The 13970-nt window shown below is 72.2% G+C and carries 11 protein-coding genes; 6 read left to right on the top strand and 5 right to left on the bottom strand.

Translation table 11 applies throughout. From position 1 onward, the window contains the following. The first annotated feature begins 107 nt into the window (after positions 1–107). From IL992_RS33555 to IL992_RS33565, 3 genes are all read left to right on the top strand, one after another. Complete coding sequence (locus IL992_RS33555) at positions 108–1217, top strand: acyltransferase family protein (RefSeq protein WP_226874214.1); 1110 nt, start codon at positions 108–110, stop codon at positions 1215–1217. Positions 1218–1279: 62 nt separating this feature from the next. Beyond that, positions 1280–2518, top strand: coding sequence for a cytochrome P450 (locus tag IL992_RS33560; protein ID WP_319018989.1), 1239 nt, complete (start codon positions 1280–1282; stop codon positions 2516–2518). A 29-nt stretch (positions 2519–2547) separates the two neighbouring features. After that, a complete protein-coding gene (locus IL992_RS33565; protein WP_193207334.1) occupies positions 2548–2790 on the top strand; it encodes a ferredoxin in 243 nt (80 codons plus the stop codon). 168 nt (positions 2791–2958) lie between these two features. Here IL992_RS33565 and IL992_RS33570 read toward each other — a convergent pair whose 3' ends face one another. From IL992_RS33570 to IL992_RS33585, 4 genes are all read right to left on the bottom strand, one after another. Continuing rightward, a complete protein-coding gene (locus IL992_RS33570) occupies positions 2959–3957 on the bottom strand; it encodes an aldo/keto reductase (protein ID WP_193207335.1) in 999 nt (332 codons plus the stop codon). A 12-nt stretch (positions 3958–3969) separates the two neighbouring features. Then, entirely contained in the window at positions 3970–4515 is a 546-nt protein-coding gene (locus IL992_RS33575; RefSeq protein WP_193207336.1) for an allene oxide cyclase barrel-like domain-containing protein, read from the bottom strand. Between the two features lie 60 nt (positions 4516–4575). Next, entirely contained in the window at positions 4576–7374 is a 2799-nt protein-coding gene (locus tag IL992_RS48610; RefSeq protein ID WP_193207337.1) for a LuxR C-terminal-related transcriptional regulator, read from the bottom strand. A gap of 240 nt (positions 7375–7614) precedes the next feature. Further along, positions 7615–8199: a TetR/AcrR family transcriptional regulator gene (locus IL992_RS33585; RefSeq protein WP_193207338.1), complete on the bottom strand. Its 585-nt coding sequence runs from the start codon at positions 8197–8199 to the stop codon at positions 7615–7617. A 140-nt stretch (positions 8200–8339) separates the two neighbouring features. Between IL992_RS33585 and IL992_RS33590 the strand changes: the two genes are divergently transcribed. Beyond that, positions 8340–9770: an MFS transporter gene (locus IL992_RS33590; protein WP_193207339.1), complete on the top strand. Its 1431-nt coding sequence runs from the start codon at positions 8340–8342 to the stop codon at positions 9768–9770. Between the two features lie 182 nt (positions 9771–9952). On the opposite strand, the gene IL992_RS33595 is transcribed toward IL992_RS33590, so the two are convergent. Then, positions 9953–10711, bottom strand: a complete 759-nt coding sequence (locus IL992_RS33595) for an AfsR/SARP family transcriptional regulator (RefSeq protein WP_193207340.1) — start codon at positions 10709–10711, stop codon at positions 9953–9955. A gap of 414 nt (positions 10712–11125) precedes the next feature. Between IL992_RS33595 and IL992_RS33600 the strand changes: the two genes are divergently transcribed. Next, complete coding sequence (locus tag IL992_RS33600) at positions 11126–12103, top strand: L-threonylcarbamoyladenylate synthase (RefSeq protein ID WP_193207341.1); 978 nt, start codon at positions 11126–11128, stop codon at positions 12101–12103. A 696-nt stretch (positions 12104–12799) separates the two neighbouring features. After that, a partial coding sequence (locus IL992_RS33605) for a non-reducing end alpha-L-arabinofuranosidase family hydrolase (RefSeq protein ID WP_193207342.1) occupies positions 12800–13970 on the top strand: 1171 nt, incomplete at its 3' end.

Here is a 13970-nt window from a genome sequence, read left to right on the forward strand (position 1 = left end):
CATCCGCCGGGCCCCACCGGGGTCCATGGCTCACGCACAACCGAAACAGGCGGACGGAAATGACAGAAACGGCACAGGAAGCCTCTCCTCTCCCCTCGCTGACCGGAATGCGATTCGTCGCGGCGTTCCTCGTGTTCGTCTGCCACGCCTGCGTGCTGGGCTACTTCCACCAGGACGTCGCGGCCTCGCTCCAGACCTACGCCTTCACGTCCGGCTGGCTCGGCGTGGAGTTCTTCTTCGTGCTGAGCGGGTTCGTGCTGACCTGGTCGGTCCGGGAGGGCGAGCCGCGCACCCGCCTGTGGCGGCGGCGGCTCGTCAAGGTCTACCCCAACCACGTCGTCATCTGGCTCGCCGCCCTCGGGCTCGCCCTCTGGGCCGGCCAGTCCGTCGATCTCCTGACGGCGCTGCCGAGCCTGCTGCTCGTGCACACCTGGCTGCCCCGGGCCGACTTCATCCTCTCGATCAACGTGGTCACCTGGTCGCTCGCCTGCGACGTGCTGTTCTACCTGGCGTTCCCGTTCCTGTACCGGCTGGTCCGGCGGATCCCGGCCGCGCGGCTGTGGCCGGCGGCCGGCGCGGTGGCCGTGGTGATCGCCGTGCTGCCCGCGATCGCCCTCGCCGTCCTGCCGGGGACGCCGAAGCTGCCCGGCCAGGAGATGTCGCTCACCCAGAACTGGTTCCTCGTGTCGTTCCCCCCGACCCGGGCGCTGGACTTCGTCCTCGGCATCCTGCTGGCCAGGATCGTGGTCACCGGCCGGTGGATCCGGCTGGGCTGGGCGCCCGCGCTGGCGATCCTCGCCGCCGCCTTCGGCCTGCAGATGTTCCTGTGGCCGACCGTCTACGGGCTCACCGCGCCCGTCGCGCTGCCGATCGCCCTGCTCATCACCGCGGTCGCCGTCGCCGACCACCGGCGGCGCTTCAGCCCGTTCCGCTCCCGCCCGCTGGTCTGGCTCGGTGGCATCTCGTACGCCTCCTACCTGGTCCACTATCTGGTCCTGACGTACTCCCACGTCGCCCTCGGGGCCGGTCGGACGTGGGACGCGCCGTCCGCCCTGTTCCTCGTCACGGCCCTGTTCGGGGTCACGACGCTGCTGGCCTGGGCGCTGACGCGGTTCGTCGAGGAGCCGGCGATGCGGGCCTGGGCCGGCGCGAGGCCCGTCGGCGGGCACGGGGCCGCGCCGCTGCCGGGGGCCCGCTCGCCCGAACCCACCGCCTGACCCGGACGCACCCTCACCCCTTCGAGACCGGCTTCGAGACGGAAGGAACCGAGGTACCCCACGTGAACGCTCCGACGACAACCGCGAACGAGGACCTGTTCGCCTATCCGGAGGACCGGGCCTGCCCCTGGCAGCCGTCCCCGGGCTACCAGGACCTGGGGCGGCAGGGGCCGCTCCACCGGGTCCGGCTCTGGGACGGCAGGTGGATCTGGATGGTCACCGGCCACAGCCAGGCCCGCCGGCTGCTCGCCGACCCGCGCATGTCGGCCGACCGGTCCCGCGACGACTTCCCCGCCGTTCTGCCCCGGCTGGACGCGCCCATCTTCAAGCCCATCGCGATCATCGGGTTCGACCCGCCCGTCCACGACGTGCACCGCCGTCTGCTCGCCCCGGACTTCAGCCTCAAGCAGGTGCGCGCCATGCGCCCGCACGTGGAGGACCTCGCCCGGCGGCTGGTGGCGGACATGCTCCGGGCGGGGCCGCCGGTGGACCTCGTCGAGGCGTACGCGCTGCCCATCCCCTCGATGGTGATCTCCGAGCTGCTCGGCGTGCCGTACGACGACCACGAGTTCTTCGAGGCGAAGACGGTGGGGCTGCTGCAGGCCAAGTCGGCCGAGGACGCCGAGAGGGCGGGCCGGGAGCTGTGGGACTACCTCGACGGCCTGATCACGCGCAAGGAGCACGAGCCCGGCGGCGCCGGCGTGCTGAGCCGGCTCGCGAGCGAGGTCGACGAGGACGGCGACCTCACCCGCGAAGACCTGCTGCGCATCGCGCTCGCGCTGCTCATCGGCGGGCACGACACGACTTCCCAGATGATCGCGCTGGGCGTCGTCACGCTGCTGGAGCACCCCGACCAGCTCGCCGCGCTCCGCGCGGACCCGGTCGTCCTGCCCGCCGCCGTCGACGAACTGCTGCGCCTGGTCTCCATCACCGACGTCTCCGGCGTCCGGGTGGCGACCGAGGACATCGAGATCGACGGAGAGGTGATCAGGGCCGGGGACGGCGTCCTGGTCTCGTCCTCGATGACCAACCGCGACCCCGGCGTCTTCCCCCGGCCGTACGAGTTCGACGTCCACCGCACCCGCGGCGGGAACGCGGCGTCGGGCCGCCAGCACCTGACGTTCGGGTTCGGCATCCACCAGTGCCTGGGGCAGAACCTCGCCCGCATGGAGCTGGAGGTCGCCTTCTCCGTCCTGTTCGAGGGGATCCCGGACCTGCGGCTCGGCGTCCCGCTGGAGGCGCTGCCCACGCGCAGCGGCGGCACGATGCAGGGCGTCCACACCCTGCCGATCGAGTGGTGAGCCCCGGCAGGGGCGAGAGAGGAGAAGCGATGAAGGTGACCGCCGACCGGAGCCGCTGCATGGCCGCCGGGCACTGCGCGATCAGCGCGCCGGACGTCTTCGACCACGGCGAGGACGGGCTGGTGGTGGTGCTGGACGCGGAGCCGGGGGAGGAGCGGCGCCGGGAGGTGGAGGTGGCGGAGGACCTGTGCCCGTCCCGCGCCATCGCCGTCCTCCGCACCGCCGCGGTGGCGGCCCCGGCGGAGGCGGGCGCCCCGGACACCGCCGGCTGACCCATGCGGGCGAGGGGCGGCGCCGCGGGACGGTCTCCCGTGGCGCCGCCCTCCGCTCGTCCCCCTTCGGCTCGCCGCCCCTCCGGCTCGCCGGGCTCGGCGAGTCCGCGGCGATTCCCGCCGCGTGCGCGCCCCCGATTCGGGCGGTGACGCGGCGGCGCAAACGCGTCAGAGATCGACGAAACGCATGCTCTGCTCGTTCCAGCGGGTTCCGTGCACCTCGTCCGCCGGCACGGCGGCCTCGACCGCCGCCAGGTCGGCCCGGGTCAGGCTGAGGAACACCGCGTCGACGTTCTCCTCCAGATGGGCCCGCCGCTTCGCGCCGGGGATCGGGACGACGTCCTCGCCCCGGTGGTGCAGCCAGGCCAGCGCGAGCTGGGCCGGGGTGATCCGCAGCTCCTCGGCGAGCTTGCCCAGGCGGTCGGCGAGTGGCAGGTTGCGGGGGAGGTTCTCCGCCGAGAACCGGGGCAGGCCGAAGCTCCGGAAGTCGCCGTCGTCCAACTGGTCGCGGGAGCGTACGGTGCCGGTGAGGAAGCCCCGGCCGAGCGGCGCGTACGGCACCACGGCGATCCCGAGCTCCCGGCAGACGGGGAGGACGCGCCGCTCGATGTCCCTCGACCACAGCGACCACTCCGTCTGCAGCGCGGCGATCGGGGCCACGGCGTGGGCGCGCCTGATGGTCTCCGGCGCCGCCTCGCACAGCCCGATCTCGCGCACCTTCCCCGCGGCCACGAGTTCCGCCATCGCGCCGACCGTCTCCTCGACGCCGACCTCGGTGTCGACCCGGGTCAGGTAGAGCAGGTCGACGTGGTCGAGGCCGAGCCGCCGCAGGGAGTCGTCGCACGCCCGCCGCACGTACGGCGCGTCCCCGCGCACCCCCGCGCCGACGCCGGGGCCGGGGCGCACGACGCCGAACTTGGTCGCCACCACCGCCGCCTCGCGGCGCCCGGCGACGGCGCGGCCGACCAGTTCCTCGTTGGCGCCGTGGCCGTACACGTCGGCGGTGTCGAGCAGGGTGGCGCCGAGGTCGAGGGCGCGCCGGATGGTCGCGATCGCCTCGGCCTCCGAGACCGGACCGTAGAACTCGGACATGCCGAGACAGCCGAGTCCCTGGGCGCCGACCGTCAGGGAGCCGATCCTGCGGGCGGGCAGCCGGGTCAGAGTCATGGCGTCCCTCCGCTACCGGTAGACCACGATCGCGGACTCGTACGCGTCGTGGGCCTCCTTGACCAGCGGGCGGAACCAGCGGACGCCGACGGCCCCGCGCAGCGGCCCGGCGACGACGACGGCCGGGAAGTGCGCGGCCTCGCCCGCCGTCAGCCGCGCGTCGTCCACCAGGCCGCCGGAGCGGATGACGTTGCCGTCCCGCAGCCGGATCTCCTCGCCGAAGTACGCGATGAAGTGGCCGTCGTGCTCCTGCTTGTAGAGCATGCGGCCCGCGCCGGTCGTCTCGCCGAGCGGTTCGCCGTCCGGGCCGAAGATCTCCAGCCTGACCGTGGCGAAGTCCTTCTCGGTCGGGGTCGTCCCGGTGGGGTCGGCGTTGTTGGAGCGATACTCCACGACCTTCTCGGTGAGGTCGCGCAGGATGAGCGACCGGCCGGGCCGGGCGAGGGCCCCCACCCGGTCCGAGGTGGTCTCCGGCGGCGCGGCCAGGAACGGCAGCAGGAAGGAGCTCACCGCTTCGTGCACCGGCGCGATCCGGTCGGACAGCGCGCGCAGATCCATATTCGCCTCCCGAGGCGGAAACAACGTGTTCCGACACTAAAAGGAGGCGCTCAAGCGGCCCTAAAAGCGGGTCGCGTATTCCTGCCCGGCCGTCTTCCGCTGAATCGCCAGCGCGAGTTCCATACGCGAGCTGACCCCGGTCTTGCGGTAAATGCGGGTCAGATGGACGTCGACCGTCCGCATGCTTATCGTGAGCCGGTCGGCGATGTCCCGCCGTTTCATCCCGGAGCAGATGAGCAACGCGATTTCGCGCTCCCGGTGGGTCAGGCGGCCGAACACCTCCAGCCGCCCGAACACCTCCTGCCGCGTCCCGGGCTGGGGGGCGGGGGCCGCGGGCGGCCCGCCGGTCCGCCGGCCCAGCCAGTCGAGCAGGGTCACCGCCTCCGACCGCCGCGCGATCTCGGCGGCGAGCCGTACCGTGTGGGCCGCCTGCTCCGCGCGGCCCTGCTCGCCGAGCGCCCGCGCCGCCTGCCCCAGGGCGTAGCTCTGCTCCACCGGCATGCCGACCGAGGCGAACAGGTCGGCCGCCTCGCGGTAACACCGCACCGCCTCGCCCGGCGACCCCTGCACGCGCAGCAGGTGGCCGCGGGTCATGGCGGCGTACGCCAGGTTGGGGGGCACGGGCACGGCCCGGGCGTGCTCCTGGGCCCGGCGCGCCCAGTCGTCCAGGGGCATGCCCGCGTCCATCCCGGCGGCGCAGAGCGTCTCCCAGATCGTGAGGCGGCTGCCCGACGGGATCACCCGCATGTCGGCGCCCCGGCCCTCGTTGAGCAGGAGCGTGACGCAGTGGGCCGGGTCGCCGTCCAGCCAGGCGCACCTGGCGAGCGTCAGCGCGGCGATCGAGGCGCTGCCGTTCACGTGCGCGCCGGTCAGCGCCTGCTGCGCCAGTGCCTGCTGCGCGAGCGACTTGGCCCGCCCGCTGCCCGGGGGCTGCATCCACACCTCGGCGGCGGACTTCAGGGCGACCGCCTGGGCGTGCCGCAGCGGGTTGCCCGCATCCGACTCGACGATGGCCGCGTCGGCCGCGTCCCTGGCCTGCCGGAGCCGGCCGAGGTGGCGCTCGGCCTCGCTGAGCAGCACCAGGAGCGTCGGCAGCAGGAACGGCCGCCGGCGCCGCCGGGCGATCTCCACGCCGCGCCCGACCTGCCGCTGGGCGTCGGCGCCCCGGCCGAGGTAGATGTAGGCGAGCCCGGCCAGCAGCAGGCACTCGATGTGGCGCGCCATCAGGTGCTCGGGGGTGCGGTCCAGCGACTCGGCGGCGGCGTCGGCCTCGGCCAGGGCCCGATCCACGTTCCCGGCGGCGACCGACGCCAGCGCGCCGAGCCCGAGCAGCCCCGCGGCGACCGGGTCGTCGCCCGCGGCCCGCGCCGCGCGCAGCGCGGGCTCCGTCTCGGCCCGACCGGCCGTACGGCCCAGCATCGACACGCGGAAGCCGCGCGCCAGGACCAGGCGCGGCCAGACGGGGGAGTCGCGCAGGTCGGGCCGCCTGAGGAGGTCGCCGAGCAGGTCGAGCGTCTGCACGTCCTGACTGAGCACGCCCTCGACCACCGAGACGAACGCGACCTGCTCCGCCAGCGCCGCCGGGTCCACGGCCGCGCCCGACTCGTGCACCACGAACAGCAGGTCGCGGCTCTCGGCCATCCGTCCCAGGCGGCCGAAGGCGGTGCTGAGCGCCAGCCGGGCGCGCGCTCCGATCTCGGTCGAGGGAGGCGCCTCGCCGAGCACCGGCGTGAGCCAGGAGACGCATTCGCTGACGTCGGTCTCCATGATCTCCTGGGACGCGTCCACGATCTGCGCCAGCTCGCTCGCCCGGGCCCGCGACAGGGAGCTGACCAGGTGGAAGCCGATCTGGGTGCCGGCCTGCCCGCGGGCGGACAGCCGGTGCAGCGCCCGCTGGTGGGCCAGCGCGGCCCAGCAGGGGTCGATCATCTGGCGCAGCAGCGTGCCGAAGACCTCGTCCCTGATGGAGAAGAGCGTCCCGATGGGCTCCACCCGCACCAGGTCCCGGCGGACGAGGCGGCGCAGCGCGGCGGAGGCCACCAGCGGGTCGAGTTCGGCGACCTCGGCGAGCAGGTCCGCGTCGAACCGCGAGCGCAGGATGGCCGCGGCGTGCAGCGCGTACCGTTCGGTGAGCGCCAGGTCGCGTACCTCGCTCATCACGGCGAACTCGTACGGCGCGAGCGCGCCGTCGCCGCCCGAGCGGGCGCTGTGCTCCAGCGCCTGCAGCGCCCGGAGGTTGAAGGGGTTGCCGCCGCTGCGATGGCGAAGCTCGTACGGCGCGGGGACGGGCGACATGGCGAGCATCTGCTCGTCGTCGAGCGGCCCCAGTTCGATCCGCACAGTGCGTCCGAAGGCCGTGGTGACGGACACCGCCTCGGCCAGGCGGTCGGGGGTCTGGCGGGGGCGCAGCGAGACGATCACGTCGACCAGCGGCGCGGGGTCGCCCCCGGCGATGCCCACCAGTTCGCCGATCGTCTGGTCGTCGGCGAGGTGGGCGTCCTCGATGACCACGAGCTCGCGGTCGGGCCGGTGGCGCCGGCGGGCGAGGCCGATCACGGGGCGGTCGCCCCCCTCGTGTTCGCCGGCCCGGCGCGCCCGCCACAGCAGCTTCCTGACGGCGTTCATCGCCCGCTCCCGGTCGCGTGAGGAGCATCGGTAGACGGTGGCGGGAAGGGCGGTCCACTGCCGTTCCCGGACGAGCGCCGACAACAGGTGGGTCTTCCCGGACCCCGGCTCCCCGAGGACGGCGATGAGACGCCCCTCGGAGCCGGGCTCCTGGGTCAGGGACCGCAGCAGGTCGAACTCGGCCGTGCGCACCACCCTGGTCGACGCGGTGTCGGTCAGTCTGTCTTCGTACACGCTCATCTTCTGTGACGACCCCAGGCATTTGGTGACCGAAAAGAGCTTTCCGGCCCTAATTGCGCTCCTTTCTCGCATCTGGGCCGAAACTTCCAGTGGTAGCAGAGGGCGGAGGGTCGGGCGCCGGTCCTCGTCGATCCGGCTGTGCGGGACGGGATTTCCTCTAACTCTACATTACCTAGCTGCTTGGTTGGTTTTGTGAGGTGCGTCACGAAGGATCGGGTGCGATTGTGCGGAGAGTCAGTCCCGCGTGGTGATGCCCTCCAGCGCCAGTTCGAGGAAGCGGGCGCTGCCGTCCCGGTCGGGGGTCGCCTGCTCGCGCACCCAGGCGGCGCCGCTGAGAAGGTCGAACAGCTCGTCGGGGGTCAGGTCGGGCCGGACCCTGCCGGCCGCCTGGGCGGCGCGCAGCAGGTCCGCGCCGCTACGGTGCATCGCGCTGCACATCGTGTGGGAGGGGGTGCCCTCGTCGTACATGCTCTGCGCGAGGATGCCCACCAGGCCGCGGAAGGTGCTGAAGTGGACCACCGCCTCACGCATCCAGGCGATCAGCGCGTCGAGCGGGTCCGGCCCGGCGGTCAGCCGCTCCGCGTGGGCGACGAGGTTCTCCAGGCCGTCCCGGGTCGCGGCCTCCACGAGCGAGGCCCGCGTGGGGAAGTGCCGGTACAGCGTGCCGATCGCCACGCCGGCCTGGCTCGCGATGTCCTCCAGGGAGGCGTCGGCCCCGGCGCTCTCGAACGCCTTGCGGGCCGCGGCCAGGATCGCGTCGTAGTTGCGCCGGCCGTCGGCCCGCTTGGGGCGCTGGGCGATGTAGGGCTTGCCGTCCACCGATACCTCCCGCTTGACATCCTGAGGTTGCCTCAGGTTAAATCCTCTCACTTAACCTGAGACGACCTCAGTATAAATGCGCCCACTAACCTGAGGTCTCCTCACCCTGATGCCCCCTGTCAGCGGACCGTGGAGGTTCCATGACCACCGAAAGCGTCTCCGGCGACGTCTCGGCCGGCGTGCCGCGGGCGGACCGCGCCTGGGCCCTCGTGCTCGCCGCGATCGTCGGGGCGGAGTTCATGCTCCAGCTCGACGGCACGATCGTGAACGTCGCGCTCCCGACCCTCCAGTCCGACCTCCATCTGTCGGTGGCCGGGGGATCGTGGGTGCCGAACGGCTTCTTCCTCGCCTTCGGCGGTCTCCTGCTGTTCGCCGGCCGCCTCGGCGACGTGCTCGGGCACCGCAGGGTCTTCCTCTCCGGGATCGGGCTGGTCGTGGTGGCGTCGCTGGTCGCCGGGCTCGCGCCGAACGTGGAGGTGCTGCTCGCGGGCCGGGTCCTGCAGGGCGCCGGCGCGGCGATCGCCGGTCCCACCGGGCTGGCGCTGCTGGCCATCGTCTTCGAGGGGGAGCGGCAGCAGCGGGCCTTCGGCCTCTACTCCACGGTGACCGGGCTCGGCGCCTCCGCCGGCATGGTGCTCGGCGGCGTGCTCACGTGGGCGGGGGACTGGCGCTGGAGCCTGCTGGTGAACGTGCCCATCGGCCTGGTCATCATCGCGGTCGCCGTCCGGGCCCTCGGCCTGCGGGACGAGGCGACCCGGTCCCGCCCGCTCGGCCTGCCGAGCGCGCTGCTCAGCACCGCCACCCTCGCCGCCGCCGTGTACGGTCTCGTCCACGCCGCGGAGAAGGGCTGGGGCGACCACTGGACGCTGACCGCCCTCGGCGCCGCGGTCGTGCTGGCCGTGGTTCTCCTGCTGGTGGACCGGCGGGCCGCCGAGCCGCTGCTGCCCCTGGCCGTCTTCTCCGGCCGCGAGCGGGCCGGCGCCTTCCTCGCCCTGCTGCTGCTCGCGGCCGTGCTCACGAGCTTCCTGATCTACCTGGTCCAGTACCTCCAGGGCGTGCTGCACCTCAACGCGCTGCAGAGCGGCCTGGCGATCCTGCCCTTCGGCCTGGCGCTGCTCGTCAGCACCCAGATCCTCACCAAGTACATCGCCACGATCGGTCTCAAGACGCGTGCCGTCGCCGGCCTGCTCGTGGTGCTGGCCGGGGTGGCCTGGCTGACCCGCCTCGACGGCGGCAGCACCTACGCCGGCGGCGTGCTCCCCGCCCTCATCGTCATGGGGCTCGGCGTCGGCGTGGCGATCATCCCGTTCAACATGATCGTCCTGACCACCGCGCCGCAGGAGTACGCCGGGGTCACCGCGGGGGTGTTGCAGACGGCGCTCACGATCGGCGGCTCGCTCGGCCTGGCCGCGATGCTGATCCCGCTCACGCAGGGCGCGGGTGGTCTCGCCGAGACCATCTCGTCGGTGTTCCTCTGGGCCTGCGGCGCCCTGGTGATCGCCCTGCTCGTCGCGCTGGTCTTCTGGTACCGCCCCGGCGCGCGGGGGGCCACACCCGCCGCCGGGGGCTGACGGGGCCGTCCCCCCGCGCCCCATGCCGAGGGGCGAGCCGTCCGCAGCCGGCTCGCCCCTCGTGTCGTTTCTCCGCCGTGTCGTTTCTCCGCATCGTGTCCGTGCCGTGGCCCGACGGCCCGCGCGCGATCGGGGACCCCAGCCGGTCGCCGGACATGCGGTGCCGTGCGGGGTCGGCCGGCTCATCCGGCGATGGCGAGGTCGGCGTCGGCGGAGAGGATCGCGAACTGGAGCCGGCGCATGGTCACGCGGGGGTCGAGCCCCAGCTCCTCCCGCAGCACCTGCCGGGCCGACTGGAAGACCTCCAGAGCCTCGGCCCGCCGCCCGGAGCGGTAGAGCGCCAGCATGAGCTGTTCGCGCAGGTTCTCGTTCAGCGGGTACTGCTCGACCCACCGCGACAGGTCGCCGATCACCTCGCGGTGCCGCCCGAGCCGCAGCGAGCACATCGCGATCGCCTCCAGGCACTCCAGCCGGACCTCCTCGGCCCAGCGGGCGAACGTGCCGACGATGAGCCCGTTGTCGATCCCGGCGAGCACGGGTCCGCGGAACAGGGCAGCGGCGGCGGCGAAGGACTCCAGCGCCCGCCCCGGGTCGCGGTCCGCCTCGTCCCGGCCGGCGGAGTGCAGGCCCTGCAGGCGGAACACGTCCACCGACGTGCGGTCCGTCTCCAGCAGGTAGCCCTGGGCGTGCGTCCGGATGGCGGCCCCGTCCACCGCGGGCTGTACGTAGGTCTTGCGCAGATGCGAGATGTACACGTGCAGGGCGGCGCGAGCGCGCTTCGGGGGCTCGTTCCCCCACAGCTCGTCGAGCAGCTCGTCGGTCGACACCGGCTGGTTCGCCCGGATCAGCAGCGCGGCCAGCAGCGTCTCGACCTTGGGCGCGCTGATCGTGTGCGTCTCCTCGTCCACCAGGCGTAGTGGCCCGAGCAATTCGTATCTCATTCGTCTCCCCGCGCACGGCTGCCTGAGGTGCTCCTGGAAATCGGCGCATATCACCGCGATGACGACGATTCTTGCGATGGCCCACGCTCCTGACATCAGCGGAAGTGCGTACGGCACGCATTTCGGGGTGCGTATTGCGCGAAGAAGGCGGCCGTGCTGGGTGCGACGAACTGGACGGTCAACGGCTCCGCTGCCGAACGGCCCGTCGCCGCAACGCGGACCTTGACCTTCAAGCCGGGGTACGACCTGTGGGTTCTAAGCTGGGCAAGGCCGTCCTGGCGGTGTTCCCCCGTGCCGCTGTGTGACGGATTTCGTGCGCCGGGCGCTCACACGGCGCCTGCGGCCTTGGTCCGGTCGTCATGCGCCGACGAGACCACGACATGTGGGGAGTGGAACAGTGAGAGGATTGCGAGGGTGACGGCAAGAACCAGTGACATCGAGAAGGCGGCCGGTGTGCTGCGCGCCGGAGGCTTGGTGGCCTTTCCGACCGAAACCGTCTACGGTCTGGGCGCCGACGCCGAGAACCCCGCCGCCGTCGCACGCGTCTTTCAGGTCAAGGGGCGCCCGCCCTCCCACCCGCTGATCGTCCATATCGGCGGCGCGGAGCACCTCGGCGACTGGGTCGAGGACGTGCCCGCGACGGCGCGCCTGTTGGCCGAACGGTTCTGGCCGGGGCCACTCACGCTGGTCCTGCGGCGCGGTCGCCGGGTGTCCCTCGAAGCGACCGGCGGCCTGGAGACGGTGGCCGTGCGCGTGCCCGATCACCCCGTCGCGCTCGCGCTGCTGTCGGCCTTCGGCGGGGGTGTCGCGGCCCCGTCCGCCAACCGCTTCGGCTCGGTCAGCCCCACGACGGCGAACCACGTCCGGGCAGAGCTTGGTGACGCCGTCGACTTCGTGCTGGACGGCGGCCCCTGCGAGGTCGGCGTCGAGTCGACCATCGTGGACGCCACGGGCGACACCCCGAGCGTCCTTCGGCCCGGTGGGGTGACGCGCGAGGATCTCGAAGCGGTGTTGGGATTCCCGGTTGAGGTCCACTCGACGAGCCGCGTTCGAGTGCCGGGCCAGCATCCGTCACACTACGCGCCGCGTGCGCGGGTCGTCCTCGTCGAGCCCGAGAAGGTCGTCGCCGAAGCGGAGTTCGCGCAGGAGCTAGGGCACCAGGTGGGTGTCCTTCTTCCTCCCTCCTTTGCCGACGCTCCGGTGAAGGCGCACGCTGTGCTGGCGGTCCCCGGTTCGATGGCCGTCTACGCGCGCGGGCTGTACGGGTTCCTGCGCGAGCTCGACCAGCGGGGGTGCGACCTCATCGTCGCGTCCTTGCCGGTGGAGGAGGGGCTGGGACTGGCGATCGCCAACCGGCTCCGCCGCGCCGCGGGGCCCCGGACCTCCGCCTGACCGACAACGGGTGATGACACGACGCGACGAAGGCGAGCGTCCGAACGTTCGTCTTTGCCGTCGTGAACCTCCTCATCGGTGACTCTCCGAGAGGGCGGTTCCAGGAAGGTGGTGTCTGTCCTCCGGACCGCCCCGCACCATGCCGCCGGTTGGTGGCCACCGGCCGGCTCCGCTGTTAGCGCTAACAATTTGACCCTGTCGCGGTTCCTTCTCTGTCAGATGGCTGCGGTGACACGTCGGAGCCAATACAAGACGAAGAGCCGATGTCAAGGGTGGCGCCTCGTCGCCCACTGAGGGGCGGCGGACGGGCGCACGGCTCACCAGGCGTTATCGGGGGTCGCCGCCCGTGACGGCGAGAGCGTCACTCTGAAACTTTCTTGCGGGGCTTGACACATTTCGGCATGGTTTCCCAAACTCTCTCCCAGAGGCGGCTTCCTCCTGCCATGTGGTGGTGCGCGGTGAGGACCGCCGTTCGCGACGCCCTGGTGGTGTGCGTTCCCCGATCACGGAGCGCGGCGTCGATCGCGCGGGTGACCCCCGCGTGTCCGCTTTTCCTGCAACGGCTCCAGCGCCGTCGGCGGCTCCACGACTTCCGGGTTCACCTTTCGGGTTCACCGCGAACGGCACCGCGGCCACCCCGACCGCTACCCGCACCAGCCCTGACGGCGGCCGGACATGACGATGAGGAGAATACAGATGCGTCTGCCCTGGCGAGCGCGGTCACCGCGCCCCTCCGCCGGCACGACCGCGGCGCCGCCCCGGCGGGCCTCGCGCCGCGGCCTCGTGATCGGTTCCATCCCGGTGCTGCTGGCCGGAGCCGGCGGCCTGCTGGCCACGCAGCCCGCCCAGGCCGCCGTCGCCTGCCGGGTGGACTACACCATCAGTTCGAGCTGGCCGGGCGGCTTCAACGCCAGCGTGACCATCAACAACCTCGGTGACGCGGTCGACGGCTGGCGGCTGACCTGGTCCTTCGGCGCCGGCGAGCAGATCACTCAGATCTGGAACGCCACCCACACCCAGTCCGGCTCGTCGGTGACCGCCGCCAACGTCTCCTACAACGCCTCCATTCCCTCCGGCGGCAGCACCAACTTCGGGTTCAACGGTTCCTCGAACGGCTCCACCCCGGTGCCCACCTCGTTCTCCCTGAACGGTGTGGCCTGCACCGGCAGCCCGGGCACGCCCAGCCCCTCCCCGACGCAGTCGCCCAGCGCGTCGCCGACGCGTTCCCCGTCCCCGTCCCCGTCCCCCTCTCCGTCTCCGTCCCCGTCGGTGACGCCGACCGGCACGTGCGCTCTTCCCTCGACGTACCGCTGGACGTCGACGGGTGCGCTGGCGAACCCGAAGTCGGGGTGGGTCTCGCTGAAGGACTTCACCAACGTCGTCTACAACGGCAAGCACCTCGTCTACGCGACGACACACGACACGGGATCGACCTGGGGTTCGATGGCCTTCAGCCCCTTCACGAACTGGTCCGACATGGCCTCGGCCACCCAGACCAAGATGAACTTCTCCACTGTCGCGCCCACCCTGTTCTACTTCGCTCCCAAGAACATCTGGGTGCTCGCGTACCAGTGGGGCGGGACCGCCTTCTCCTACCGGACCTCCAGCGACCCCACCAACCCCAATGGCTGGGGGGCGCAGCAGACGCTGTCCACCGCGAGCATCTCCGGCTCGGGCACCGGGCCGATCGACCAGACGCTGATCGGCGACGGCCAGAACATGTACCTGTTCTTCGCCGGGGACAACGGCAAGATCTACCGGCAGAGCATGCCCATCGGGAACTTCCCGGGCAGCTTCGGCTCGAACTACACGACGATCATGAGCGACACCCAGGCCAACCTGTTCGAGGCGGTCGAGGTCTACAAGC

It is taken from the genome of Microbispora sitophila, assembly GCF_014892245.1.
Lineage (GTDB): Bacteria > Actinomycetota > Actinomycetes > Streptosporangiales > Streptosporangiaceae > Microbispora > Microbispora siamensis.

Bases quoted from the DNA above. Each gene is read 5' to 3' on its own strand.
- IL992_RS33555 (WP_226874214.1), top strand. From the start codon at position 108: ATGCGATTCGTCGCGGCGTTCCTCGTGTTCGTCTGCCACGCCTGCGTG.
- IL992_RS33565 (WP_193207334.1), top strand. From the start codon at position 2,548: ATGAAGGTGACCGCCGACCGGAGCCGCTGCATGGCCGCCGGGCACTGC.
- IL992_RS33570 (WP_193207335.1), bottom strand. From the start codon at position 3,957: ATGACTCTGACCCGGCTGCCCGCCCGCAGGATCGGCTCCCTGACGGTC.
- IL992_RS33575 (WP_193207336.1), bottom strand. From the start codon at position 4,515: ATGGATCTGCGCGCGCTGTCCGACCGGATCGCGCCGGTGCACGAAGCG.
- IL992_RS33590 (WP_193207339.1), top strand. From the start codon at position 8,340: ATGACCACCGAAAGCGTCTCCGGCGACGTCTCGGCCGGCGTGCCGCGG.
- IL992_RS33595 (WP_193207340.1), bottom strand. From the start codon at position 10,711: ATGAGATACGAATTGCTCGGGCCACTACGCCTGGTGGACGAGGAGACG.